The 24,967-nt window shown below is 62.8% G+C and carries 21 protein-coding genes; 14 read left to right on the top strand and 7 right to left on the bottom strand.

Annotated elements, in window-relative coordinates:
• The 6 genes from LB571_RS16325 to LB571_RS16300 form a co-directional block, all read left to right on the top strand.
• Positions 1-2,228: beta strand repeat-containing protein (locus tag LB571_RS16325; protein ID WP_224595936.1), on the top strand; the 2,228-nt coding region annotated here is incomplete at its 5' end.
• A 72-nt stretch (positions 2,229-2,300) separates the two neighbouring features.
• A complete protein-coding gene (locus LB571_RS16320) occupies positions 2,301-2,669 on the top strand; it encodes a hypothetical protein (protein WP_140714969.1) in 369 nt (122 codons plus the stop codon).
• Positions 2,670-2,696: 27 nt separating this feature from the next.
• Positions 2,697-3,899, top strand: a complete 1,203-nt coding sequence (locus tag LB571_RS16315) for an ABC transporter substrate-binding protein (protein ID WP_140724853.1) — start codon at positions 2,697-2,699, stop codon at positions 3,897-3,899.
• Entirely contained in the window at positions 3,814-4,608 is a 795-nt protein-coding gene (locus LB571_RS16310; protein WP_224595932.1) for a thermonuclease family protein, read from the top strand. The genes LB571_RS16315 and LB571_RS16310 overlap by 86 nt, the downstream gene beginning before the upstream one ends.
• 120 nt (positions 4,609-4,728) lie before the next feature.
• Complete coding sequence (locus LB571_RS16305) at positions 4,729-5,508, top strand: GGDEF domain-containing protein (RefSeq protein ID WP_224587748.1); 780 nt, start codon at positions 4,729-4,731, stop codon at positions 5,506-5,508.
• Positions 5,509-5,730: 222 nt separating this feature from the next.
• Positions 5,731-6,099 (top strand): VanZ family protein, encoded by a 369-nt coding sequence (locus LB571_RS16300; protein WP_224587746.1) that lies wholly within the window; start codon positions 5,731-5,733, stop codon positions 6,097-6,099.
• A gap of 186 nt (positions 6,100-6,285) precedes the next feature.
• On the opposite strand, the gene smc is transcribed toward LB571_RS16300, so the two are convergent.
• The 3 genes from smc to LB571_RS16285 form a co-directional block, all read right to left on the bottom strand.
• Positions 6,286-9,744 carry a chromosome segregation protein SMC gene (gene smc / locus LB571_RS16295; protein WP_224595913.1) on the bottom strand — a complete coding sequence of 1,153 codons (3,459 nt, stop codon included), beginning with the start codon at positions 9,742-9,744 and terminating at the stop codon, positions 6,286-6,288.
• A 123-nt stretch (positions 9,745-9,867) separates the two neighbouring features.
• On the bottom strand, positions 9,868-10,611 hold the full coding sequence (locus tag LB571_RS16290) for a DsbA family protein (RefSeq protein WP_015318767.1): 744 nt from the start codon (positions 10,609-10,611) through the stop codon (positions 9,868-9,870).
• 268 nt (positions 10,612-10,879) lie between these two features.
• Positions 10,880-11,380 (bottom strand): DUF721 domain-containing protein, encoded by a 501-nt coding sequence (locus LB571_RS16285; protein ID WP_140878153.1) that lies wholly within the window; start codon positions 11,378-11,380, stop codon positions 10,880-10,882.
• A 53-nt stretch (positions 11,381-11,433) separates the two neighbouring features.
• Here LB571_RS16285 and mutY point away from each other — a divergent pair, with 53 nt between their 5' ends.
• The gene (gene mutY, locus LB571_RS16280) at positions 11,434-12,573 is read left to right on the top strand and encodes an A/G-specific adenine glycosylase (protein ID WP_224595890.1); all 1,140 of its coding nucleotides are present in this window, start codon (positions 11,434-11,436) and stop codon (positions 12,571-12,573) included.
• Positions 12,566-13,177, top strand: coding sequence for an HAD family hydrolase (locus LB571_RS16275; RefSeq protein WP_224595887.1), 612 nt, complete (start codon positions 12,566-12,568; stop codon positions 13,175-13,177). The genes mutY and LB571_RS16275 overlap by 8 nt, the downstream gene beginning before the upstream one ends.
• A gap of 64 nt (positions 13,178-13,241) precedes the next feature.
• On the opposite strand, the gene LB571_RS16270 is transcribed toward LB571_RS16275, so the two are convergent.
• Entirely contained in the window at positions 13,242-14,375 is a 1,134-nt protein-coding gene (locus LB571_RS16270) for a site-specific DNA-methyltransferase (RefSeq protein ID WP_140617276.1), read from the bottom strand.
• 178 nt (positions 14,376-14,553) lie between these two features.
• Between LB571_RS16270 and LB571_RS16265 the strand changes: the two genes are divergently transcribed.
• Positions 14,554-15,243: an HAD family hydrolase gene (locus LB571_RS16265; RefSeq protein WP_140617277.1), complete on the top strand. Its 690-nt coding sequence runs from the start codon at positions 14,554-14,556 to the stop codon at positions 15,241-15,243.
• A 42-nt stretch (positions 15,244-15,285) separates the two neighbouring features.
• Here LB571_RS16265 and LB571_RS16260 read toward each other — a convergent pair whose 3' ends face one another.
• Positions 15,286-16,017 carry a hypothetical protein gene (locus LB571_RS16260; protein WP_140661407.1) on the bottom strand — a complete coding sequence of 244 codons (732 nt, stop codon included), beginning with the start codon at positions 16,015-16,017 and terminating at the stop codon, positions 15,286-15,288.
• A gap of 129 nt (positions 16,018-16,146) precedes the next feature.
• Here LB571_RS16260 and thrC point away from each other — a divergent pair, with 129 nt between their 5' ends.
• From thrC to LB571_RS16240, 4 genes are read left to right on the top strand one after another with little or no spacing between them, the layout of a single operon-like run.
• The gene (gene thrC / locus LB571_RS16255; protein ID WP_140823317.1) at positions 16,147-17,544 is read left to right on the top strand and encodes a threonine synthase; all 1,398 of its coding nucleotides are present in this window, start codon (positions 16,147-16,149) and stop codon (positions 17,542-17,544) included.
• Positions 17,545-17,558: 14 nt separating this feature from the next.
• Positions 17,559-18,851 (top strand): M16 family metallopeptidase, encoded by a 1,293-nt coding sequence (locus tag LB571_RS16250; protein ID WP_140617280.1) that lies wholly within the window; start codon positions 17,559-17,561, stop codon positions 18,849-18,851.
• A 12-nt stretch (positions 18,852-18,863) separates the two neighbouring features.
• The gene (locus tag LB571_RS16245) at positions 18,864-19,460 is read left to right on the top strand and encodes a GNAT family N-acetyltransferase (protein ID WP_140661409.1); all 597 of its coding nucleotides are present in this window, start codon (positions 18,864-18,866) and stop codon (positions 19,458-19,460) included.
• A 3-nt stretch (positions 19,461-19,463) separates the two neighbouring features.
• Positions 19,464-22,352 carry an EAL domain-containing protein gene (locus LB571_RS16240; protein WP_140617282.1) on the top strand — a complete coding sequence of 963 codons (2,889 nt, stop codon included), beginning with the start codon at positions 19,464-19,466 and terminating at the stop codon, positions 22,350-22,352.
• Between the two features lie 49 nt (positions 22,353-22,401).
• Here LB571_RS16240 and LB571_RS16235 read toward each other — a convergent pair whose 3' ends face one another.
• Complete coding sequence (locus LB571_RS16235) at positions 22,402-23,292, bottom strand: LysR family transcriptional regulator (protein WP_224595884.1); 891 nt, start codon at positions 23,290-23,292, stop codon at positions 22,402-22,404.
• 98 nt (positions 23,293-23,390) lie between these two features.
• Between LB571_RS16235 and LB571_RS16230 the strand changes: the two genes are divergently transcribed.
• The gene (locus LB571_RS16230) at positions 23,391-24,182 is read left to right on the top strand and encodes an MBL fold metallo-hydrolase (protein ID WP_224595881.1); all 792 of its coding nucleotides are present in this window, start codon (positions 23,391-23,393) and stop codon (positions 24,180-24,182) included.
• Between the two features lie 153 nt (positions 24,183-24,335).
• Here the strand turns inward: LB571_RS16230 and LB571_RS16225 are convergent, their stop codons facing one another.
• Positions 24,336-24,944 (bottom strand): YqgE/AlgH family protein, encoded by a 609-nt coding sequence (locus tag LB571_RS16225; protein ID WP_015318780.1) that lies wholly within the window; start codon positions 24,942-24,944, stop codon positions 24,336-24,338.
• Positions 24,945-24,967 lie beyond the last annotated feature (23 nt).

Genomic DNA, 24,967 nt, shown 5'->3' with positions numbered 1-24,967 from the left:
CGGTCGCGGTCGACGGCATTGGCGGCACTCATGGCGCCGGCTCCGTCACCGTCACCATCGTCGACGACCTGCCTGTGGCGCACAATGTGAATGCCGGCACGCTGACCGAAGACGGAGCGACGACCACTGTCGGCGGCAACGTGAGTAGCGGCTACGGCAACATCTTCGGCGCCGACGGCCCGGCGGCCGCGAACCCGATCAGCTGGGGCACGGCGACGGCCACGCTGAACGGTGGCGCCGTCAACCTGGGCGACTACGGCACGCTGACGCAGAATGCCAACGGCACCTGGAGCTTCATGCTGGACAACAGCAAGCCGGCGACGCAGGCGCTGCATGACGGCCAGACGATCAACGTATCGTTCAACTACACGCTGACCGACAAGGACAGCGATGCCGATACCAAGACCATCACGTTCAACATCAACGGCGCCGACGACAACGCCACGGTCGTGGTCACGCCGAGCAACGATGCCAATGCCAATGGCGCCGCCAGCGTCGTGTACGAGGCCGGCCTGGATGCGGGTGGCTCGCAGGCTGCGACCAACAAGGAGACCGACACCGGCGCGTTCAAGGTCACGGCGAGCGACGGCATCGACACGGTGACCATCGGCGGCCAGACCCACGCGCTGAATGCCTGGCTCAACCAGACCATCAACACCGGCGAAGGCAGTTTCAAGATCACCGGCGTGACAGTTGCGGCGGACGGCAAGTCAGCCGACTTCTCCTACAGCTACACGCTCAATGCCGCGCAGACCCACGCTGCCGGCAACGGCAACAACACGCTGACCGATACTGTCGCGGTCGCGGTCGACGGCATTGGCGGCACTCATGGCGCCGGCTCCGTCACCGTCACCATCGTCGACGACCTGCCTGTGATTTCCTCTATTGAAAGCCAGATCGTTGCCAACTCTGCCGGCACGCATGACGGCAGCTGGTCACTTACGCCTGGGGCCGACGGATTGTCGACAATTGCGGTTTCATTGGCAAATCAGGCGAGTATACCGCTGATCGACCATTCAACCTCTACCTATGATGCGGCCACCGGCACTGCCCACTACACGGCCTTCTTCGATGCCGGAAGTACACAGCCTTATTTCACGGTCGCCATGAAATCGGATGGCACCTATACTTTTGAGGTGATCAATCCCGTACCCACCAAAGTGATAACGGATACAACCGCGCTGGGTGCCACCGGCCTTGGCGGCAATAGCAATAGTGTTTACCTGGAGCAAATAACCGTCAAGAATCATGTCGATGCTCCCCACACGGATATATTGTTCACTGGGAATTCCGGATGGATATCAGGTACAAATTTTGGCAGTTCCGCCACAGTAAATTCGAACAACAATGGCTTGGGCATCGGTAGTGGCCAGGCCATGGACCACAATGAATCGATAACTCTAAATTTCCTTCAGGGGGATGGCGACAATAATTCTTCAACCCATTCAACGACCAAAGTTGGCATGGACCATGTCATGATCAACTTCCTGCAAGGGTCTAATGGCGCTCCAATGACGGGCAGCTATGCCGTCCATGTGGTCACTTATGATCAGTCCGGGACTGCCCACGATCAGGGCAACATGAACATCGTCAACGGCGTTCTGGATTTCACCTCGTCCAACCTGATCTATGGCATCTCAGTTGTTAACATCGGCAATACAGGACTGATTGTTGCCGGTACCACCACCAGCGTAACAACCGCCATAGAGATACCAAACGACGTCGGGTTACATTTCAACGTCGACGTCGTGGATGGCGACGGCGACAAGGCCAGCCATGGCTTCGACATCGTGGTCGACGCCAATGATGGGCACCAGGCCACGCTCACCGGTGACGCTACCTATGATCCCAATATCCTGTCGGGCGGACCGGGCGACGACCTTCTCATCTCTGCTCCGGGCTACAACATACTGACCGGCGGCACAGGAGCCGACACGTTCAAACTCGACAGCCTGGACATCAAGGATCTGATCACCGACTACCACGGTGCCGGTTCTGGTGGCGAGGGCGACAAGATCGATCTCACCGCGCTGTTCGACACGCCTGTGAACGGCGATATCAGTAACTACGTGCGTTATGATAGCGCGACGAGTACACTGAGCGTCAACACCAGTGGCTCGGGCAACAACTTCGTCGACGTTGCCGTGCTACAGAACGCACCTGCCGCAGGCACGATCAATATCCTTTACGACGACACGACCCACGCTCAGCACAATGTTACGATTTAACGCTTCTGCGCGCTCGTGCTCCCATGCTATGCATTAGCGGGACATGAAATGGCAATTTGGAGAGGGGCTTACATGAGAATTCGTTCAAGGTTGCTGATTTCGGCCACGGCGCTGCTGTTGGCGGGATCGACCGGCTTTGCCGCCGACATCATCGAGGGACCCGTGGCCGACTATTGTCGCACCGTTGGAACCTCCAATCTGGTGCTGACCGACAACACGGTCGACCTCACGAAACAGGTCGTCAAGCTGATGGATGAGTCGGTTGCCGTCGCCAACAGCCCGGAATGGATCCATTCATCCCGGCCGGTCTTCGTCTGGGCATCGGAAGCCAAGGTCGCCTGCGGCATGGCTTACGGCTACCTGAAGACCAACTACAAGGACGAAGACACGCTCAATAAATGCGAGTGTTTTCACGACCGCATGGTCGAGTACATGAACTGACCGCAAGAGCGAAAGCGCTGGCAGAAAATGGAATCTGACCGGCAGGTTCACCGCCTGCGGACATGGGTGGTCGCTTGCGCGCTGGCGCTATCGCTGCTCGGCTGCCAATCCAAAGGCTCGGTGTCGGACGCGCTCGACCCCGCTGCCATCCAGGTCGCCAATCAGCCGGCTGCTGTTGTTGCTGTGGCAAACGCAAGCCAGGCGACGCAGTCCCTCGGCACGGGACCCACGAAAGTCGCCATGCTGCTGCCGCTGTCCGCTTCCGGATCAGCGGGCGAAAACGGCAAAAAGATGCTCGACGCCGCCAAGCTCGCCATGACGGACCTCGGTAATCCCCTGCTGACGCTTACCGTCGAAGACACAAGGGGAGACGCGGCTTACTCCCAGCAACTGGCGGTAAAGGCCATAACTTCGGGAGCGAAAGTGGTCATCGGTCCGACCGAACTGCCGGCGGCGCAGCATGTCGCCAAACTGTCGGGCTCGAACCGGCCGGTGGTTCTGGCTCTCGCGGACAATTTTGCCGGCGGCCCGGGCGTCTATGCGGTATGCCTTGGCGAGGCTGACAGTGCCGCGGCAGGCGCCGGCGCAATCGCGGCCAAGGGCGGCAAGAAATTCGTCCTGCTGGTGCCAGCGGGCGCGGGTGCCGATATTGCCGAAAAACGGGTCGCCAACAGCCTCAGCGTGTACGGCGCCGCACTTGCGATCACCATCCCCTACACGAGCGCCGACAGCGCGGCAAAGGCGGTCGCGGACATGGGCTCGCTGGTTGACGCCCCCGACGCCGTGATCGTCGCCAGCGGCGACAGCAATCCATCGCCAATCCTGATCGCCCTGAAGGCAAAAGGCATCCCTGGAAAATCAACCTCCGTGGTTGGCACGAACCGCTGGCTGGAGCACCCGACCAGTCCGCTTTTCGAAGGCGCCTATATCGCGACGCTCGACCAACATGAAACAGGCCCCATTTCGGATCGTTTCAAGGCAAGCTTCAATTACCAGGCCGACGTCAATGTCGCTTATGCCTATGATATGGTCGCCCTTACTGCGGGGATCGCGAGCGCTGCCGGACCCAATGGCTTCAACAGGCAGGTTTTCGAGAACCCGAATGGCTTTCGCGGATCGACCGGCTTGTTCAGGTTCCGCGCGGATGGATCCAGCGAACGCTCAATGCCGTTTTACCGGATTGAAAAAGGTGCGCTCAAACTGGTTGCCAAATCGACGTCCAGCTTCTAGCGAATTGGACGCGGGCGGCCCGATGGGACATCGGGGGCGCGTTCGCATGATGATCGCGCTCGCGGGCCTCGAGCTTGTCATCGGCATCCTGCTGCTGGTCAAGGCAGCGACCCTGTTCCCCGTCGAACGAAGCCTCACCGACCCAGCCCCTGACGTCGGCGATGACGTCGCGCGACATCCGGCTCGATCGATCGTCAACTCAGCCCGCAAGATTGCCGAGGATCTCATCGCACCGCCGCAGATCGAGGGATCGGAGATGGAGCGGGTGGAACCTCGTTTGCCGCTTGGCGACCTCGGCCTCGCATCACGCCCCAAGTCATGGATGCCCAGGGATTGGCGGGAAACATTGCTTTACGATCCAGTGGCCACGTCGTCGGCTGGTTTCGACTCCATGGGGCGGAAACTGTTCATCAGTGGAACCCAGGGCGTCCAGACCGACAGGGTCTGCCTGTTTCACGAGAGCGCGTGGCCATGCGGACAGCGGGCCTACGCGGCTTTCAACAACTGGATGCGCGGGCGAGCGCTGAACTGCTTCGTGCCTCCGGTGGTCGACCGCTTCCCTGTCGCGGTGACATGCAGGCTGGGCAAACAGGATGTCGGTGCCTGGCTGGTATCGAATGGCTGGGCGCTGGCCTTGCCGAGCGGCATCTATGGCAAGGCCGAAGCAACAGCCAGGGCGGCGGAGATGGGAATCTTCGGCCCGCCATAGGCGACAGCACCGGATTCGCCACAAAGGGCAGCATCCTCCGTTCAGAAGCTTGGCGATCTAACCAACGTGTCAAATTGTATTGTTCTTCGAAACCGAAATCGTAACTTGCCGGTCTTATGCTTGGCGATCGAACGGAGATCGACGATGAGCAATGCAGCAGCTGATGTCCCGGTCCATCATGAATGGAAGACCATTGCCTGGCTGGCATTTCTTGGAACCGTCGGCAGCCTGTGCGTGTCCCTCGTCCTGAACTATCTGCTGTTGTTCAGCGAGGCGCTGACGCCTTTCGGGCGCGGCATGATCACGGCAACACTTTTGCCTGTGGTGATCTGCCTGCCGCTGTTTGTGTTCATAGGCCTGAAACTGGCCGAGATCCGTCGCTATCGGCGGGAACTCAACCGGGCCGCGACCTTCGATACGCTGACCGGTTGCCTGAACGGGAGGGTCTTCACGTCGCTGATCGAGAGACGGGCGATCAGGTCTTCCCCACAAGGCGAGCGATCGGGCGCGTTCCTGGTCATTCATCCTGAACACCTGAACGCCATCAACTTGCGCTTCGGCCTGAACTGGGGCGACGAGGCCTTGCGCCTGATCGCTTCAACCATCCGGTCTTGCGTGCGCTCGCAAGACGTCGTCGGCCGCATAGGTGCCTCCATGTTCGGTGTGTTCCTTCCCGGAACGAGCGAGGCCGAAGCCAGGACGGTTGGCGAGCGTATCCGTGCCACTGTCTCGCAGGTCTATTTCGCCCCTCAGGGAGCCGAGGAGATCCTGGCCGTGTCCGTCGGGGGCGTGGTTTTCGAGCAGGACCTGGACTTCGAGGACATGTTCCGGCCTGCCGAAGAGAGCTTGTCGGGCAAAAGCGGTTTTGGACTGTCGCGTATTCAACGCGCTTCAATCTGACGAGCCGTCACCATTCTATCGCCAATAGGCGGAAGGCGTGCCCTGCCGGCAAATGGGCGGGCACGCCTTGGGATCCCTCGTGATCGCGAGACGGGCTCGTTGCTTTTCGAAGCCGGCTTATGCAATCGTGGCCATGGACGCCAGCCTGCCGCTTACACCGGCATGCCACCTGACCAAGATCTCCGGACCCGACCTCGATGGCTGGTGTATCGACGGAACAGAATGAAATTTTACTCAGCCGCCGAGCGGATTGCCTTTATCGCCACGCTCATTGCGGTCCTGGTGCTCGCGTTGCTGCCGATATCTCGCCTCGACGAATTCGGCATCGATATCGGCTTCCACTACGACAAGGCCAACCATGCGAGCGCCTTCGCGATCCTGGCGTTTCTGGGAAGTCTGGGCTGGCCGGGCCGCAAGAGGAGGCTGATCATCTTCCTCGCCCTGGTTGGAGCCGCGATCGAAATCCTCCAGGGCACGTCGCTGATAGAGCGTGATCTCGACGTGTTCGACTGGATCGCCGATTGCGTCGGCATGGCTTGCGGACTTCTGGCGGCAATCTGCGCGAACTGGATTTCGCGACGCGTGCATTGAGATAGCCAAATCAGCAAGTTGCCGCTGAAGGTGAAGGTCTACCGCGAACTGCGCGATCGCGAGCGGGATCGTCGTGTGCCTGTGCTGAAAATGGGCCCGCTCTATTTCCTCTGGGCCTCGGCCAAACACCGGTCCCACGGACACGATCAGAAAACCTAAGCGGTCCGCCGATGGCTGCCGGACGCGTCAACTCGCCTCGCGCATCGCCTCTGCCGCCTGCAAATCGACAGAGACAAGCTGGCTGACGCCCTGCTCGGCCATGGTCACGCCGAACAGCCGGTCCATGCGGGCCATGGTGATGGGATTATGGGTGATGATGACGAAACGCGTCTCGGTGGTCTTGGCCATCTCGTCCATGAGATTGCAGAAGCGCTCGACATTGTGATCGTCGAGCGGCGCATCGACTTCGTCGAGCACGCAGATCGGTGCCGGGTTGGTCAGGAAGACGGCGAAGATCAGCGACATCGCCGTCAGCGCCTGCTCGCCGCCCGACAGCAGCGTCATGGTCTGCGGCTTCTTGCCCGGCGGGCGGGCAAGAATTTCCAGGCCCGCCTCCAGCGGATCCTCGGATTCGATCAACTGCAATTCCGCCGTGCCGCCACCGAACAGATGCGAGAACAGTCGCTGAAAGTGGCTGTTGACGACATCGAAGGCGGCCAGCAGCCGTTCGCGGCCTTCACGATTGAGGCTCTGGATCGCTTGCCTGAGCTTGCGGATCGCTTCGATAATGTCCTCGCGCTCGGAAACGATCGCCTCCAGGCGCTCGGAAAGCTCCCTCTGCTCTTCCTCGGCGCGCAGATTGACGGCGCCGAGCCGCTCGCGCTCGACCTTCAGCCGATCCAACTGGCGTTCGATCTCGGGCATTTCGGGCATCGGATCGTCGGCTTCCAGGCCGGTGTGGCGAATGACCAGATGCGGCGGCGTGTTCAACGTTTCCTGGATGCGCGCCTCGACCTCCAGCCGGCGTTCGTCGGCCGCCGTCAGCCGTTCCTCGGCACGGGCGCGGGTTTCGCGCGCTTCGGCCAGCGACTGGATGGCTGATGTGGCCGCCTTGTCCAGTTCGGCCTGCCTGTTCTCCGCCTCCTGCAACCGGTCGGCTGCCGCCTTGCGCAAGGTTTCGGCCTCGGTGAGCTGCGACAGCAGCGCACGCCGCTTGGCGTCGATCTCGTCGGGCGCATCGGCCAGCCGTTCGCGCTCGGCTTCGGCCTCTGCCTTGCGTTCGGCAAGCGACGCGATCTGCGTCGAAGCGTTTTCGGCGCGCTCCAGCCAGTTGCTGCGTTCGGCACCTATGGCGTCAAGCCGGCGTGTGCGTGCCTCGGCTTCTCGCCGCAAGCCCTCGTGGACGGCGCGCGCGTCTGCAAGCGCGGCGCGGTCGCGCGAGACATTGGCCGAGGACTGTTCGAGCTGCAATTGCAGGTCGCCGAGGTCGGGCGCATCCTGCAGCAGCATCTCGGCCTCGACGAAAGCCGCTGACGTCTCCTCATGGCTGTCGACGATGCGGGCGCGCGCCTCGTCCAGCGCGGCACGCCGGCTCGATAGTTCACCGCCGGCCTTTTCCGCCTCGGCCAGCGCATTGCGGGCGGCGTCCAGCCGGTGCTGGGCCTCACGTCCCGCCTGGCGCGTGTTGCGTTCGGCTTCGCTTGCCTGGCGGAGCGCCTGCTCGGCCTGCGCTAGCGCTTCCTCGGCCTGGCGCAGCACAAGCGTCGCCTGCACCGCTTCGGCATCGAGTTCGGCAAGCCGGTTCTTCTGTGCCAGCCTTTGTGCCGCGGCGGTCGGCGCATCGGCGCTGGCGGTCAGGCCGTCCCAGCGCCACAGCGCACCCTGGCGGCTGACCAGGCGCTGGCCTGGAGCCAGAAACCCCTGCATCCGGCGGCCGTCAGCGGCCTCGACGATACCGATCTGCGCAAGACGTCGGGCTAGTTGCGCCGGCGCGCGAACCACGCTGGCAAGGCTCTTGATCCCTTCCGGAAGCGCGGCATCACCGGGCTGGATTTCGCTTTCGCCCCAATGCGCCGGTGCACTGCGGTCGAGCGGCACGTCGAGGTCTTCGCCAAGGGCGGCCCCCAGTGCCGTCTCGAAGCCGCGCTCGACGCTGATCTGCTCCAGCACCGAAGGGAAGAGATCGCCGCTGGCCGCGTTCAGGATCTTGGCCAGCGTGCGCGCTTCGGTTTCGATCCGCGCCAGCTCCGCCTTGGCGTCCTGAAGCGGCGGGCGGGCAGCGCTTTCAGCGCCACGGCCGTCGATGACCGACTGTTCAGCCTGCTCCACCGCCGCCTCGGACTCCTCCAGCAATGCCATCGCCTGCTCGACCAGTACCTGCTTCTCGGCCGGATCCGGCAAGCCGGCGACCTTGGAGAGGATGTCCGACAATTCGCGGTCGACGTCGGCGAGTTGGCGGGCGAAGCGGTCGCGACGCTCCGCGGTTTCGCGCAAAGTCCGTTCGATCTGGTGGCGCGAGGCGGCGGCCTCGGCGCGCTCGGCGGTCAGCGCGGCAAGTTTGGCTTCGCTTTGCGCAAGCGTCGAGGCGGCCTGTTCGAATACAGCGCGGGTGGTGGCCTCACGCTCGGCGGCACCGGCGTTTTCGGAGTTCAGCGTGGCCTCTTCCGCACGCAGGCGCTCGAGAACGTCGGCATTGTCGCGCACCATCCGCTCTTCGCGGGCAATGTCGCCGTCGAGCTGCTGCAGCCGACGTTCGAGTTCGGCCTGCCGGTTGCGGATACGGCCAGCTTCTTCCTCGATCTGCGACCTGGCGATCGACAGGCGCTGGAAAGCCGCGGCAGCCGCGGCTTCCGCGTCGCGCAGGTCAGGCAGGCGATGGGCGGAGATGCCTTGCTCCTTGGCCGCGTTCATCTGCGTGGCGGCGCGGTCGCCGACGAGCGCCGTTGCCGTGGCCAGCGCCGAACGCGCCTCGCCTTCCTGTGTCTTGGCCAGCGTCCAGCGCAGGTGCAAGAGCGTTGCTTCGGCCTTGCGGATGTCGGCCGACAGGTTCTTGAAGCGGGAAGCCTGGCGCGCCTGGCGCTTGAGGCTTTCGATCTGGCTTTCCAGCTCGCCCACGACATCGTCCAGGCGTTCGAGGTTCTGCTCGGCCGCCTTAAGCCGCAATTCCGCCTCGTGGCGACGGGTGTGCAGGCCGGAAATGCCGGCCGCTTCTTCGAGCAGGGCGCGACGGGCCTGCGGCTTGGCCTGGATCAGTTCGCCGATACGGCCTTGCCCGACCATCGAGGGCGAGCGCGCGCCGGTCGACTGGTCGGCGAACAGAAGCTGCACGTCCTTGGCGCGCGCTTCCTTGCCGTTGATGCGGTAGAGCGAGCCGGCCTCGCGCTCGATGCGGCGCGACACCTGCAGTTCGTCGGCATCGTTGAAGGCGGATGGAGCCGAGCGGTCGCTGTTGTCCAGGAAAAGCGTGACTTCGGCGGTGTTGCGGGCGGGACGGGTGCCCGAGCCGGAAAAGATGACGTCGTCCATGCCGGACGCGCGCATGTTCTTGTAGGAGCTTTCGCCCATCACCCAGCGCAGCGCCTCGACAAGGTTCGACTTGCCGCAGCCGTTCGGCCCGACAATGCCGGTCAGGCCGCGTTCGATGACGAACTCGCCGGGTTCGACGAAGGACTTGAAACCAAGGAGGCGGAGGCGCGAAAACTTCATTCGCGCGCCTCATACACCGGTTCGGCAAGAGTGTACCGAGGTTTTGCGATAGGGCGCAGAGCGCGCGAACGGATAGAGAGGCAAGCAGCGCCGGAGCGCTGCCGCTTCAGCACTGAGCCGATGTCAGAGCAGAGGGTCGATGATGGCCGACATTTCCTCAATCGACATCGCCCCTTTGTAGGTCTTACCGTTGATGAAGAAGGTCGGCGTCGAGTCGACCTTGAATTCATTGGCGCCACGCTTCTGGACCGATCTCACATCGTCCAGAAGTTTCTGGTCCGTCAAGCAGGCCTCGAAGGACTCCTGTGTAAAACCGGCAAGCTTGGAAATTTGCAGCAGCGCTTCCTTGGTGTTCGACACGCCGACCCAGTTCGCCTGCTGCCTGAACAGCACGTCGACCATCGGGAAATAGTTATCCTTGGCGCAACGCGCCAGCATGAAACCGGCTTCGGCGCTCGGATCGAATGGGAATTCGCGCAGGATGTAGCGCGCCTTGCCGGTATCGATGTACTTGGCCTTCAAATCCGGAAAGGTGGTCTCGGCGAAATGCGCGCAGTGCGGGCAGGTCATCGAGGCGTATTCGACGATGGTGACCTTGGCGTCATCCTTGCCGAGCTGCTTGTCGGGCAGCGCGCCCGGCTTCATCAGTTCGGTCATGTCGACGGTGCCCTGCGCTTCCGGTACCTGGACCGCGGCGGGCGTGGCCGGCTTTGCGGGCGTTGCCGGATTCGCGGGTTTGACATCCGCGGCCTTCGCCTCTTCGCCGGAATCACTGCAGGCGGCGAGCAGGGCCACCGCCGGGATGGCGGCCAGCGATGTCAGGACGTTTCTGCGAGAGAAGCTTTGGCCAAACGGGGGACGGCTCATACGAATCACCTGATAAGGGTTGGATTTTGCAATGCAAAGGCACGAAAAGGCGAGAGTTGGCGCGAATTAAGGCATCCCTGTCCCCAATCCAATCGTGAAACCTGACAAGGGCGATCACGAATGCGCGAGATTAACGACAAACCTATGACCGTTTCCAATCAGAACCAAGGGGATCGTCTCCGTTTGGGCCGACCGGGGCAACTGTAACCGTTCCACTTCGCCCTTGGCCAGACGGCCTCGGGATAGTCCCTGGGGTCATTGCAGCCGTCTAGGCTTTCCTTGCGCCCAGAATGGTCGCCCCCAGCCGTTCCAGCGAGGCGCGCAGCCCGTCATCCTCTATAAGCCCGACAGTATCGGACAATTTCGCCTTTTCGGCCGCGCTCAACGCCCTGAGGGTGGGTTTGGGCCGGGCTCTTCCCGAGCTTATCGGCTTCTGCACGATCCTGATGCGGCCTATCGCCCTGAAACCCAGGAAGGCGTTCACCCGGTTGATGATCTCGCCGGTCTCATGCTGCAGATGAAGCGCGGCCATGCCTTCGCAGGCGATGACCAGTACGGCCGGCTCGAACGGATCATCCTCGTGCAGGCGGCGCGGCCACTGGATCTTTTCGGGCCGCGAGTGGATGGCCAGGCGCGGTCCGGCAATCTCTTCCCACGACTGGACCAGACCGATCGAGATGCCTGCCCGCTTGCGCAGCACCGGGTCGAGGATGTCGGTGGCGAGATCGCTCACCGGAACGGGATTGCCGAAGCGCCTTTTCCCTGCCATGTGCGTTCTCCAGCCACGACCCAGCAGATACCGGCCAGGCCAACGCAAGATCAATGGCACCAGCAGACCAGACCCGCAAGGCCCAGACCAGCAAGGCCATCTCGGATGATACGGCGTCGCGCCTGCTCGCCTGGTATGACGCGCATCATCGCGAATTGCCGTGGCGCGTGACGCCGCGCGAGCATGCACGCGGTGTGCGGCCCGATCCCTACCGTATCTGGCTGTCGGAGGTGATGCTGCAGCAGACCACCGTCGAAGCGGTGAAATCGTATTTCCTCGCCTTTGTCGAGAAATGGCCCGATGTCGAAGCGCTGGCCGCGGCGCCGACGGAGGATGTGATGAAAGCCTGGGCGGGGCTCGGCTACTACTCCCGCGCCCGCAACCTCAAGGCCTGCGCCGATCTGGTGGCGGCACGCGGCGGGCGGTTTCCAGACACCGAGATCGGACTTCGAGAATTGCCGGGGATCGGCGCCTATACATCGGCGGCAATAACGGCCATCGCCTTCGACCGCCACGCCGCCGTCGTCGACGGCAATGTCGAACGCGTCATCTCACGGCTGTTTTCGATCACGACCGCGCTCAGCGAAGCCAAGGCCGAGATACGGGTCCATGTCGAGCGCATGATGCCGGCGACAAGGCCCGGCGACTTTGCCCAGGCGATGATGGATCTCGGCGCCACGATATGCACTCCGCGCCGGCCGCGCTGCATGCTGTGCCCGCTGCGCGAGGACTGCAGCGCCGTTGTTTCAGGAGATCCCGAAAATTTCCCGGTGCGGCTGCCGAAGGCCGACAAGCCGCTGCGGCGGGGGGCTGCTTTCGTTGCCATGCGCGACGACGGTGCCATTCTTTTGCGCAAGCGGCCTGAGAAAGGGCTGCTCGGCGGCATGACGGAAGTGCCGACCACCGCCTGGACGGCGCGGGTGGACGGAGCCACCACAGAGGCGGCAGCGCCCTTTACCGGCGACTGGCGGCGCGCCGGGACAATCGCGCATGTGTTCACCCATTTCGCGCTCGAACTCGAAGTCTTTTGCGCCCACATCAAAGGTGATGCCCTGGCAGGGTATTTCTGGTCGCCCGCCCATGAGATTTCAGGCGAGGCGCTGCCCACCGTCATGAAAAAGGCAATCGAGGCTGCGATACCCGGCGCGACGAAAAAACCGTCGCCATTGAGTGCAAAGAGGCCCCATGACTGAAATCCGCCACATCGTTTTCGACATCGGCAAGGTGCTGATCCATTACGATCCGAACATTCCCTTCAGCCGCCTCATTCCCGACGACGAAGAGAGAAAGTGGTTCTTCGACAATATCTGCACGCATGACTGGAACATAGAGCAGGATCGCGGCCGGACGTGGGAAGAGGCCGAAGCGCTGCTGATCGCGGAGCACCCCGAGCACGCCGAAAACATCCGCAATTTCCGTCGCCACTGGCACGAGATGGTGCCGCATGCCTATGACGACAGTGTCACCATCATGCTCGGCCTGATCGACAGCGGCCACGATGTGACGATGCTGACCAACTTTGCTTCCGACACGCTGGCCGAAGCGCGCGAACGCTTCGATTTCCTCGATCGTCCGCGCGGCGTCACCATCTCGGGCGAGATTGGCAAGATCAAACCGGATCGTAGCATCTACGACCATCACGTGGCCGCGTTCGGCCTCGAGCCATCGGCGACGCTGTTCATCGACGACAGCCAGAAAAATGTCGACGGCGCCAAGGCCGCCGGCTGGCAAGCGGTGCTGTTCACCGATGCCAGCACGCTTAAAGCAGACCTTGAGCGATTGGGGATCAGGACGTGATCTCCATCGCTTGCGACGATCCGTTGAGCATTTGAATCAATAAATATGAGGCAGGCGGCAGAGCTCAGCCCCCTGCCCGTTCCATGCCAAGCCGGGCGATGCGGCGCAGTTCGTCGATGGGGGTAAGCCCGCCGCTGCGCTCATAATGCCAGAAGGTCCAGCCGTTGCAGGCGTCCAATCCCTGCACCTCGGCGCCGATCTTGTGGATCGAGCCGGCACTGTCGCCGATCGCGACGGTCCCATCGGCGCGAACCTTGGCGGCCCAGCGCTTCTTGGCGTCATAGAGCGTGGCGCCGGGCGTCATCAGCCCGGTGTCGATCAGGCTGACGAAGGCGACGCGCGGCTCCGCGCGCTTGCCGGTGAGCACGGTGAGATCCGCCTCGTCGAGTGGCCGCACCGCGTCGATGCGCTCATTGGCGGCGTCGATATAGGCCTGCTCGCGCTCGATGCCGACGAAGTGACGGCCGAGGCGCTTGGCAACCGCGCCTGTCGTACCGGAGCCGAAGAACGGGTCGAGCACGACGTCACCCGGCTTGGTCGAGGCCATCATGATACGGGCAAGCAGCGCCTCGGGCTTTTGAGTCGGATGCAGCTTGTCGCCATTCTCATTCTTCAGGCGCTCGCCGCCGGTGCAGATCGGGAACAGCCAGTCGGAGCGCATCTGGATATCGTCGTTCGACGCCTTCAGCGCTTCGTAGTTGAAGGTATAGCCCTTGCCCTTCTGGTCACGCGAAGCCCAGATCATCGTCTCATGCGCGTTCTGGAAGCGGCGGCCGCGAAAATTCGGCATCGGATTGGTCTTGCGCCAGACCACGTCGTTGAGAATCCAGAAGCCGAGATCCTGCATCTTGGCCCCGACGCGGAAGATGTTGTGATAGGAGCCAATGACCCAGATGGTGCCGTTGGGCTTCAGCACGCGGCGTGCCGCCAGCAGCCAGGCGCGGGTGAAAGCGTCATAGGCTTCGAAGCTCTCGAACTGGTCCCAGTCGTCGTCGACCGCATCGACCTTGGACTGGTCGGGACGGTGCAGGTCGCCGTCGAGCTGCAGATTGTAGGGCGGATCGGCAAAGATGACGTCGATCGACTTTTCCGGCAGGCGGTCGAGCGCCGCGACGCAGTCGCCTTTCAGGATCGTGTCCAGCCATTCGGATTGCTGGGGAGCGTGGGAGAGCTCGTCGAGAAGACGCACGGCTGACATTTTTACACCCAAGGCACGCGTTACTGTTTACTGCCCGTTATGGTTACCGATCAGCGTAAATATTCGGTGAAGCTTTATCGATGCCGTGGAGGAGTTTGCGAAGCCGTGTCCATTGGTGTATGCCGCGCCGCTTGAGCCCTGAGCGGCCATTCCTCCACCCTCCATCGTTCGGATCACCATGCCCCAGCCAGATCTTGTCATCTTCGATTGCGACGGCGTGCTCGTCGATTCCGAAATCATCGCCGCGCGGGTCGAAGCTGAACTGATAACCCTGGCCGGATACGAAATCTCGGCGGAGGAGATTGCCGAGACCTATGCCGGCCTGACCTTCAAGGACATACTGATACGAATTGAGGAGAAGTCCAAAATCCCGTTCCAGGTGTCGCTGATCGACCGCGCCGAGGAACTGGTCGACCGCAAACTGCGCAGCGACGTGCGCGCCATCGAAGGCGTGCGCGAAGCGGTCGCCTCGGTCACGTCGCAACGCTGCGTCTGCTCCAACTCACGTTCGGAGCGGATCGAGTTCATGCTGGAGAAGGTGCATCTGTTGCCGTTCTTCGCCGGGCGCATCTTCTCGGCGATGGAAACGCCGACCGGAAAGACCAAGCCGGCTCCAGACGTGTTCCTGCATGCCGCCGAAAAGCTCGGCGTCAACCCGGCGAACACCTTCGTCATCGAGGATTCCGTGCACGGCGTCACCGGCGCCAAGGCCGCCGGCATGCGCGTGATCGGCTTTACGGGCGCCAGCCACAGCTATCCCGGCCATGCCGACGCCTTGACAGAGGCCGGTGCCGAGACGGTGATCCGCCGCTGGGCGGAACTGAAGAGTGTCATTGCCGCTCTGTCGGAGTGGTCGGCGGATGCCTGAGATGCGTGCGTCCGGCTGGAGGCACGCCAGGCCGACAGCCGCCTAGTTCGTCGCGGCCGTCTTCTTCCTGTGGGTCTTCTTCCTCGGCTTGTCGGTCGTCGCCTTCGGCGCGGTTTCGTCGTAACCGGCATAGGCTTGATAGTCCTGCGCCGTCGGCGCCGGTACGACCACATTGGAATCGGTGAAGACAAACTGGGTCGCGACCGAGGGATCGGTCACTTGAACCTGATACTGGTGGATCTGCGAATAAAGCACGTCAGTGCCATGCATGACCGCGGTGCGGATCGGCATGGTGATGGTGCCGGGCGTGAATTTCGGTCCTGGCACGATCTTGCCGGCAACCGCGATCTTCATCGTCAGTTGTCCGTCGGCACGGCTGCAATCGCGGGTCACGTCGCTGATCGACGCCTGATAAATGATCCTCGCCGAATCGTCGGGCGGCGTAGCAGCAGCGGCGTCAGCGGCGGCCTGGGCCGCGGCATCCGCAGCGGCATCGCCGGTCTTTTTGAGCTTCGGCTTGGGCTTCTGCACCTCGTTGACATAGGTATTGAAGAAGGCCGTGCCGTCGCGCACCGTCACCCTTGGGCAATAGGCGTTCAGCTGGCTGGCCAGCACCTTGGGGTCCTGCGGCGGGGGTGGCGCCGTCGGATCCTTCTTGCCGAAACCGAGGTTCAGGATGCCATTGTCGCCTGATTGGCAGCCCGCGGCGGCAAGCATAAAGCCGGTGAGCGCAAGACCCGCCAAAAAGCGACCACTTGATATACGAAACGCCATGAAACTGCACTTCCCTCTCGCAAAGCTGGTGACGTATATCAACCGCGCGGCAAAAATGCGACTAGAGCCGGTGCAGAAATTAACCACCTTGTGGTGAACGGAAAAACAGGCGGCAAACGGATCTGTGACATGCATTATGTGAGCACCCGCGGTGAAGCGCCCGCGCTTGGATTTTCCGACGCCATCCTGGCGGGCCTGGCGCGCGATGGCGGCCTCTACGTGCCGCGCGAATGGCCGCATTTCTCGCCATCCGAGATCCGAGCCATGCGCGGCCTCGCCTATCCCGACCTGGCCATACGCGTGCTGATGCCGTTCCTGGGCGGCGAGATCGCCGCGCCGGTCTTCGAGCGCCTGGTCCGCGAAGCCTATGCCACCTTCCGCCATGAGGCCGTCTGCCCGCTGGTGCAGACCGGCGCCAACACTTTTGTCCTCGAACTCTTTCATGGGCCGACACTGGCGTTCAAGGACGTGGCGATGCAGTTGCTTGCCCGGCTGATGGACCATGTGCTTGCCGAACGCGACCAGCACGCCACCATCGTCGGCGCCACGTCGGGCGATACGGGTGGCGCGGCCATAGACGCCTTTGCCGGGCGCAGCCGCACCGACATCTTCATCCTTTTTCCGCATGGCCGCGTCTCGCCGGTGCAGCAGCGGCAGATGACGACGTCGAAGGCTGAAAATGTCCATGCGCTGGCGATCGAGGGCAATTTCGACGACTGTCAGGGCCTGCTGAAGGACATGTTCAACGATCACGGCTTCCGCGACCAGGTGTCGCTGTCGGGGGTCAATTCGATCAACTGGGCACGCATCATGGCCCAGATCGTCTATTATTTCTCCTCGGCATTGTCGCTCGGCGCGCCGGACAGGCCGGTCTCCTTCACCGTGCCGACCGGCAATTTCGGCGATATCTTCGCCGGCTACGCCGCCAAGAAGATGGGCCTTCCCATCGACCGGCTGGTCATCGCCACCAACGACAACGACATATTGGCACGCACCTTCGCGACCGGCGAATACCGGACCAAAGGGGTCTTTGCGACCACCTCGCCGTCGATGGACATCCAGGTTTCGTCGAACTTCGAACGCCTGCTTTTCGAGGCGTCAAACCGCGACGCCGCAACGGTGCGGCGCTACATGGCCGGCCTCAAGCAGTCGGGCGCCTTCACCATCGAAGCCGCGGAAATCGCCGGTATGCGAACCGAATTCGACGCCGGCCGCGCCGATATGGACGAGGTCGCCGCCACCATCCGCTCGACGCTGGCAAACAGCAACTATCTGCTCGATCCACATACGGCGGCAGCCATGCATGTGGCGGCGGCCAGGGCTGCGGGCGCCGTGCCGATGGTGGTGCTCGGCACCGCCCATCCGGCGAAATTCCCGGCCGCCGTCGAAGCCGCCAGCGGTGTCTCGCCCGCCCTGCCCGCATGGCTAGGGGGATTGATGACATTCGAGGAAAAATACACGGTACTTCCATCCGACCTCAAAATGGTGGAAGATTACGTCAGTCGCCGCGCGCGGGCGGCGCGTTAGGGAGTACGAGCCATATGGGTGTTGAGGTAAGCCGTCTGTCGAACGGCCTGACAGTCGCCACCGAAACCCTTCCAAGTATCGAATCGGTTGCCTTGGGTGCCTGGGTCAAGTCGGGTGCCCGCAATGAACGCGAAGACGAGCACGGCATGGCCCATCTGCTCGAGCACATGGCGTTCAAGGGGACGAAGCGGCGAAGCGCCTTCGAGATCGCCTCGGAAATCGAGGACGTCGGCGGCGAGATCAATGCGGCCACCAGCGTCGAGACCACGTCCTACTACGCCAGGGTGCTCTCCGACGATGTGCCGCTGGCCGTCGATATCCTGTCCGACATCCTGCAGGAGTCCGAATTCGACCCGCAGGAACTTGAGCGCGAGCAGCACGTCATCCTGCAGGAGATCGGCGCCGCGCACGACACGCCCGACGACATCGTCTTCGACCGTTTCACCGAGACGGCCTTTCGCCACCAGACCATCGGCCGCTCGATCCTGGGTACGCCCGAAACGGTAAAATCCTTCACCTCCAAGCAGTTGCACGATTTCATCGAACGCCAGTATGGCGCCGAGCGCATGGTGATCGTGGCCGCAGGCGACATCAAGCACGACAAGTTCGTGCGCGAGGTCGAAAACCGGCTCGGCGGTTTCCGCAGCAAGGCCGACAGCACCATCCCGCAATACGCGCAATATGTCGGCGGCGACTTCCGCGAGGACCGCGACCTGATGGACGCGCAGATCGTGCTGGGCTTCGAGGGCCGCGCCTACCATGTGCGGGATTTCTACGCGTCGCAGGTGCTGTCGATGATCCTCGGCGGCGGCATGTCATCGCGTCTGTTCCAGGAGGTCCGCGAAAAACGCGGCCTCTGTTACTCGGTCTACGCCTTCCACTGGGGCTTTTCCGATACGGGCATATTCGGCGTTCACGCCGCGACGGGGCAGAGCGACATCGCCAAGCTGGTGCCTGTCATCATCGACGAGTTGCAGAAGGCCGGCGAGAGCATCCTGCAGGAAGAGCTCGACCGTGCGCGCGCCCAATATCGTGCCGGGCTGATCATGTCGGCCGAAAGCCCGGCCAGCCGCGCCTCGCAGATCGCGCGGCAACTACTCCTTTTCGGCAGGCCAATCGCGAAGGAAGAGCTGATGGAGCGCCTGGCGGCGCTGACGATCGAGCGCCTTACCGACCTGTCGTCGCGGATGTTCTCGACCAAGCCGACGCTTACCGCTGTCGGGCCCGTGGGTACGCTGGCACCATACGAGGCGATCCTCGATTCGCTTCCGGGCACGCAGACCACGGCCCGCAGGCTCGCCGTCTAAGTCCCAAGCGCCGTGTTCGCGCTCCCTTTCTTTCGCCGTGACCTGCCGGCACTGAAGGGCAACCTCGTCACGCTGCGCGTGCCGTTCACCAACGACTACCGCGAGTGGTCGGCGGTGCGCGGCGAAAGCCGGGCGTTCCTGGAGCCATGGGAGCCGCGCTGGACCCCGGACGAACTCGACCGCACGGCATGGCGCCTGCGCATCAGCCGCTATCGCGAGGACTACGCACAGGGAACCGCGATCGCCTTCTTCATCTTCGAGAAGTCGAGCGGCAAGCTCGCGGGCGGCATCACGCTCGGCAACATACGCCACGGCGTCTCGCAAAGCGGCCATGTCGGCTACTGGATCGGCGAGCGCTTCGGCGGCCGCGGGCTGATGACAGACGCGGTCAAGGTGGTGGCCCGCTTCGCCTTCGATACGCTGAGGTTGCACCGGATCGAAGCCGCCTGTATTCCCGACAATATCAGGTCGATCCGCGTGCTTGAAAAAGCCGGATTCCGGCGCGAAGGACTTCTGCGATCCTATCTCAGGATCAACGGCATCTGGCAGGATCACTACCTCTACGCCCGGATCGCCGACGATCCGCCGGGCGCTGGAACGAAGGACTGATTTTTGACGAATTCCCTGCGAAACGGGCCGCTGTTCGCCTTTCTTCTGGCGACGATGCTGACGCTGTGCGCGGCTTCGTCGGCCTTTGCCGTAGAACCGATCAAGATCGCCCGCGACGATGTCGCGCTCGATCTTTCGCGCGCCGTCGAAATCTACCGCAACCAGGGTGAGAACTTCCAGGTGTCGACCGCGCCCGGGCCGGACGGCATCGTGCGGCGGATCGAGGTCGAAGCCAACGATGCCCGCTCGACCGGCGACTGGGCTGTCTTCGCGCTCGCCAACACCACCGACCAGCAACTCGACCGGCTGATCGTGGCGCCGCACTTCCGGCTGGTCAATTCCGGCATCTTCTGGCCGGATCTGGGTTCTACGCGCATCGCCGCCATCACGCCCAGCGAAGGCTTCGCGCTCGACCGCCAGACCAGCCCCGACGCCGACGTGTTCCGGGTGACGCTGAACCCCGGCACGGTGATCACCTTCATCGCCGAACTCGCCTCGCCGAAGCTGCCACAGGTCTACCTCTGGGATCCGGAATCCTACAAGGATTCGGTCAATTCCTACACGCTGTTTCGCGGCATCGTCATCGGTATCGCCGGCCTTCTGGCGCTGTTCCTGACCATCCTGTTCGTGGTCAAGGGGACGTCGATGTTCCCGGCGACGGCGGCCCTCGCCTGGGCGGTGCTTGCCTATATCTGTGTCGATTTCGGCTTCCTCAACAAGGTCATCGAGATCTCGCCAGGCAACGAGCAGATGTGGCGGGCCGGCACCGAGGTGGCGCTGGCAGCGACCTTCGTGGTGTTCCTGTTTGCCTATCTCAACCTCAACCGATGGCACGGCCATTTCAGCTACGGCGCCCTGGTCTGGATTCTGGGGCTGCTCTTGATCGCCGGTGTCGCAATCGTCGATCCGGCGGTCGCCGCCGGCATCGCCCGCATCTCGTTTGCCGCGACCGCACTGACCGGGCTCGGCTTGATCATCTTCCTCGGTATTCGTGGTTATGACCGAGCGATTATGCTGGTGCCCAGCTGGGTCATGGTGCTGTTGTGGTTATGCGGATCGTGGATGGCGATCACCGGCATGCTCGATAACGACATCGCCCAGCCGGCACTTGGCGGCGGCTTGATCCTGATCATCCTGCTGATCGGCTTCACCGTCATGCAGCACGCCTTTGCTGGCGGTGCGCTGCATCAGGGGCTATTCTCCGACCTCGAGCGGCAGGCGCTGGCGGTCGCGGGATCGGGCGATACGGTGTGGGATTGGGACGTGCTGCGCGACCGCGTGGTGACCAAACCCGACGTCAGCATCCAGCTCGGCCTTGCGCCCAACAGCCTGGGTGGTGCCGCCCGCAACTGGCTGCCGGTGTTGCATGCCGACGACCGCGACACATTCCGCACCACGCTCGACGTGGTACTGGAACATCGCCGCGGCCGGGTGTCGCAGAATTTCCGCCTGCGTGGCGCCGATGGGCACTATCACTGGTTTGCCCTGCGCGCGCGACCCGTCATCGGATCGGACGGCGAGGTGATCCGCTGCGTCGGTACCATGGTCGACGTCACCGAACAGAAGAAATCCGAGGAACGGCTGCTGCACGACGCCGTGCACGACAATCTGACCGGCCTGCCGAACCGCGAATTGTTCATGAACCGGCTGGAGGCGATCATTTCGATCGCCCGCACCGAAGAGAAGGTGCGGCCGACCGTCTTCGTCATCGATATCGACCGCTTCAAGCAGGTCAATGACGGGCTCGGCATCTCGGCCGGCGACACCATCCTGCTCACCATAGCGCGCCGCCTGCACCGGCTGCTCAAGCCGAAGGATTCGCTGTCGCGCTTCGCCGGCGACCAGTTCGCCCTGATGCTTTTGTCCGAGCAGGACCCTGCCCGCATCGCCGGCGTGGCCGATGCGATCAAGCATGCGATCAACAATCCGATCACCTTTGCCAAGCGCGAAATCGTGCTGACCGCCTCGATCGGCCTGATCACCTGGACCTCGGCGCAAACCTCGGCCGAGGACATGGTCAAGGACGCCGAGCTCGCCATGCACCAGGCCAAGCGTTTCGGCGGCGACAGGATCGAGCCGTTCCGCCCGGCGTTCCGCACCGTCGGCACCGATCGCCTGCAGTTCGAATCCGATCTGCGGCGCGCCATCGAGCGGCGCGAATTCACGCTGGCCTACCAGCCGATCGTGCGGCTCGAGGATGGCAGCGTCGCCGGCTTCGAGGCCCTGCTGCGCTGGGACCATCCGCGCCGCGGCATGATCCCGCCGGCCGATTTCATCCCGGTCGCGGAAAGCTGCGGGCTGATCGTGCAGCTTGGGCTGTTTGCCATGCAGCAGGCGGCTGAGGATCTGGCAGGATGGCAAAAGCAGATCGGCGACGCGCCGCTGTCGGTGTCGGTCAACCTGTCCAGCCGCCAGCTCATCCGCCGCGACCTGGTCAGCGACGTGCGTTCCGTGATCGCGCGCGCCAATTTGAAGCCGCGCTGCTTCCGGCTCGAACTGACCGAGTCGCTGGTCATGGACAATCCCGAGCAGACGGCCCATGTGCTGACCAAGCTCAAGCAGCTCGGCATCGGCCTGTCGCTGGACGATTTCGGCACCGGCTATTCATCGCTCGCCTATCTGACGCGGTTCCCGTTCGACACCATCAAGATCGACAAGAGCTTCGTCGACGACAGCACGCCAAAACGCGCGGTGTTGCTCAAATCCATGGTCAACATGGCGCATGAGCTCGGCCTTTCGGTGGTCGCCGAGGGCATATCGGACGAGCGCGATGCGTTGGAGCTGCGCCAGATGGGATGCGAATATGTCCAGAGCTTCATGTTCGGCGCGCCGATGCCAGGCGACCAGGTGCTGAAGACGCTGAAGGAGCAGTATCCGCTCACGCAGGCCTAATGCATGTCACCCGGAAGTGTCCTCGGTTCCGGAACAACGACATGCATCACTATTGTTGCGAGAGTCGCAGCGCATTGACCAATGCTGACAGCGCCGCTGGCTGAAGCTGACGACTGGGATAATACAGGAAAAAGCCTGCGATTGGCGGCGTCCATTCCTCCAGGACGCGGACAAGCCGTCGCTCCGCGATATACTCCGCGACTTGCTCTTCATAGGCGAGACCGAGACCAACGCCGGCGAGCGCCGCCTCAATCACCAGGTGAGTATCGTCGATTATGAGCGAGCCGCTGGCGTTGATCGTGACCGACTTTCTCGCCCGCTCGAACTCCCACCGAGATGGACCGCCTGGAAGACGCAGGGCTATGCATTGATGATCCTTGAGATCCCTCGGCTTTTGCGGGATTCTTCGTGATGAGAAATAACCAGGCGATCCCACCACAGCCAGCCGCAACTCCGGCGTGACGCGTACCGCGATCATGTCTTTCTGAATATACTCGCCGAGCTGGATACCGGCATCGAACTCGCCGGCAACGAGGTCTACAGGGCCTGTCGTGGTGACAACGTCGAGAACGATATCGGGGTAGGCCTGCGCGAATGCCGCGAGCCGTGGCAGCAGCACCATTACGGCGGCCGAGCGTGACATCACAATTCGAAGGCGCCCCGCAGGGCGCCGCCTGAGGCTTCGCGCTCCGTCAAGGGCAGCAGCGATTTGCTCAAGCGCCGGAGACAGGTCTTTCAAGAGAGCGGCCCCTGCGGCTGTTGGCGCGACGCTCTTCGTCGTTCGAGCCAAAAGCCGCAGCTCGAGCCGCTGCTCGAGCCCACGGATAGTGTGACTCAGCGCAGATTGAGACACGCCTAGTTTTGCCGCGGCTCGTGTAAAGCTTCGTTCCCGGGCGACCATCGCGAACGCGGCGAGTTCGTTCAGTTCGCTTCTCATCATTCATGAGTATCACTCATGAGGCCTTGCTGTGCAACAGGCCTATCCTCATAGGTGGCTCTGTCCTAGCTTTGATCGGCAACGGCAGATTGAGGTACTCTATGATCGTAACGTTCCGCAGCGGTAACGTCCTCGGCTGCACCACCGGCGCCTGGCGGGTCTGGTCGCTCTCGGACGGCTATATCGAGATGCCGGCGGACCTTCTGCACGGCCCGCGCGACAAACCGGTGCCGCAAGTCGCGCAGGCAGGGGCGCTCCGCCTGTCCGTCAATTGCTTTGCCCTCGCAGGTCCAGGCGTTGACGGCATTCTGATCGACAGTGGAGGAGGAGGCTGGGCCTCAACAACAGGACGCCTCGAGCAGACGCTAGCCGAAGCCAGCATCGATCCTGCCTCGATCACGGTCTTGGCTCTCACCCATGCCCACCAGGATCATGTGTACGGGCTTTTGACCCGGGACGACCGGGTGCTCTTTCCGAATTTGAAAGCGATCGTAATCGCCGAGGAAGCTGTCGAGAGCTTTCTCGCCGAAACAGACCTTGCGCGGTTCAGATCCATTTTGAAGCCCGTGCGGAATGGCGACCAGGTGGCCAAGCGACTGCGAGCAGTTGCCCTGCCGGGTCATGCTCCCGGTCACATCGGCTACGCTTTCGACACGAACGAGGCCCGCTTCCTGTTCTTCGGGGACATCGTTCATGTGCCGGCCTTGCAGTTTGGCAATCCCGCGTTGAGTTGGGGCTATGACGACGACCAAGCGATCGCACGCGCAACGCGCCAGAAGGTTTTCCGCGACGCGGCCGAGGCTGGAACATGGATCGCCGGAGCGCACCTTGGCTGGCCGGGCATCGGCCGCGTGATGCGTGAGGACGGAGCGTACGGCTATGAGCCGGCATAGCGGATAACAAGCCGGACACGCGGTTTCGCCTGTTTACGCAATTCCAAGCCTGAACAGCTCTCGCGCACCGCCATGGGATGAGATTGCGCTAACGGCGCAGCGTTCCGGCTGCGCCTTACCTGGCGAAGGGGCCCTGGCCGGCAAAGACGAGGCTCAAGCGTGCCCGGCGGCCAGGCTGAGATGGGCGAGATCGATGCCGATGGAGGCGAGAATCCGGTCGTATTTGCGTTCGATGTCGGCGTCGAACAGCAATTCCGGCGTCGCCGGGCAGGTCAACCAGCCGTTCTCAGCGATCTCGGTTTCCAACTGGCCGGCGCCCCAGCCGGAATAACCGAGCGCCATGAGCGCGCGGCGCGGCCCGCGTCCTGACGATATCGCCCGCAGTATGTCGACGGTCGCGGTCAGGCAGATGTCGTCGGAAACGGTGAGCGAGGAATCCACACGGTAGTCGCCCGAATGCAGGACGAAGCCCCGGCTGCGGTCGACAGGCCCGCCATTGCGCACGACGAAATCGCGCGCCTGTGCCGGCAGGCGGATCGCCTCCTGCTCGTTCATGATGCCAAGCTGTACCAGAAGGTCCGGGAACAGCATCTGCTGCGTCTGGTTGATGATCAGGCCCATCGCGCCTTCATCGCTATGGGCGCAGATGTAGATGACCGAGCGCGTGAAACGGTCGTCCTTCATACCAGGCATGGCAATCAGGAACTGATCGTCGAGAAAGCCGCGGCCGGCGGCTGTCTTTTTGTGGCGCAACAAATCCATGCCAGGGAAGGTAACGCGTTTCC

Source organism: Mesorhizobium sp. BR1-1-4, from assembly GCF_020165375.1.
GTDB classification, from domain to species: domain Bacteria; phylum Pseudomonadota; class Alphaproteobacteria; order Rhizobiales; family Rhizobiaceae; genus Mesorhizobium; species Mesorhizobium australicum.
This window is presented reverse-complemented; position numbering and strand designations above follow the sequence as displayed.

What these genes read in the sequence shown, in the direction of transcription:
- LB571_RS16320 (WP_140714969.1), top strand. Translation starts at nt 2,301, where the DNA reads ATGAGAATTCGTTCAAGGTTGCTGATTTCGGCCACGGCGCTGCTGTTG.
- LB571_RS16315 (WP_140724853.1), top strand. Translation starts at nt 2,697, where the DNA reads ATGGAATCTGACCGGCAGGTTCACCGCCTGCGGACATGGGTGGTCGCT.
- LB571_RS16310 (WP_224595932.1), top strand. Translation starts at nt 3,814, where the DNA reads ATGGATCCAGCGAACGCTCAATGCCGTTTTACCGGATTGAAAAAGGTG.
- LB571_RS16300 (WP_224587746.1), top strand. Translation starts at nt 5,731, where the DNA reads ATGAAATTTTACTCAGCCGCCGAGCGGATTGCCTTTATCGCCACGCTC.
- smc (WP_224595913.1), bottom strand. Translation starts at nt 9,744, where the DNA reads ATGAAGTTTTCGCGCCTCCGCCTCCTTGGTTTCAAGTCCTTCGTCGAA.
- LB571_RS16290 (WP_015318767.1), bottom strand. Translation starts at nt 10,611, where the DNA reads ATGAGCCGTCCCCCGTTTGGCCAAAGCTTCTCTCGCAGAAACGTCCTG.
- LB571_RS16285 (WP_140878153.1), bottom strand. Translation starts at nt 11,380, where the DNA reads ATGGCAGGGAAAAGGCGCTTCGGCAATCCCGTTCCGGTGAGCGATCTC.
- mutY (WP_224595890.1), top strand. Translation starts at nt 11,434, where the DNA reads ATGGCACCAGCAGACCAGACCCGCAAGGCCCAGACCAGCAAGGCCATC.
- LB571_RS16275 (WP_224595887.1), top strand. Translation starts at nt 12,566, where the DNA reads ATGACTGAAATCCGCCACATCGTTTTCGACATCGGCAAGGTGCTGATC.
- LB571_RS16270 (WP_140617276.1), bottom strand. Translation starts at nt 14,375, where the DNA reads ATGTCAGCCGTGCGTCTTCTCGACGAGCTCTCCCACGCTCCCCAGCAA.
- LB571_RS16265 (WP_140617277.1), top strand. Translation starts at nt 14,554, where the DNA reads ATGCCCCAGCCAGATCTTGTCATCTTCGATTGCGACGGCGTGCTCGTC.
- LB571_RS16260 (WP_140661407.1), bottom strand. Translation starts at nt 16,017, where the DNA reads ATGGCGTTTCGTATATCAAGTGGTCGCTTTTTGGCGGGTCTTGCGCTC.
- thrC (WP_140823317.1), top strand. Translation starts at nt 16,147, where the DNA reads ATGCATTATGTGAGCACCCGCGGTGAAGCGCCCGCGCTTGGATTTTCC.
- LB571_RS16250 (WP_140617280.1), top strand. Translation starts at nt 17,559, where the DNA reads ATGGGTGTTGAGGTAAGCCGTCTGTCGAACGGCCTGACAGTCGCCACC.
- LB571_RS16235 (WP_224595884.1), bottom strand. Translation starts at nt 23,292, where the DNA reads ATGATGAGAAGCGAACTGAACGAACTCGCCGCGTTCGCGATGGTCGCC.
- LB571_RS16230 (WP_224595881.1), top strand. Translation starts at nt 23,391, where the DNA reads ATGATCGTAACGTTCCGCAGCGGTAACGTCCTCGGCTGCACCACCGGC.
- LB571_RS16225 (WP_015318780.1), bottom strand. Translation starts at nt 24,944, where the DNA reads ATGGATTTGTTGCGCCACAAAAAGACAGCCGCCGGCCGCGGCTTTCTC.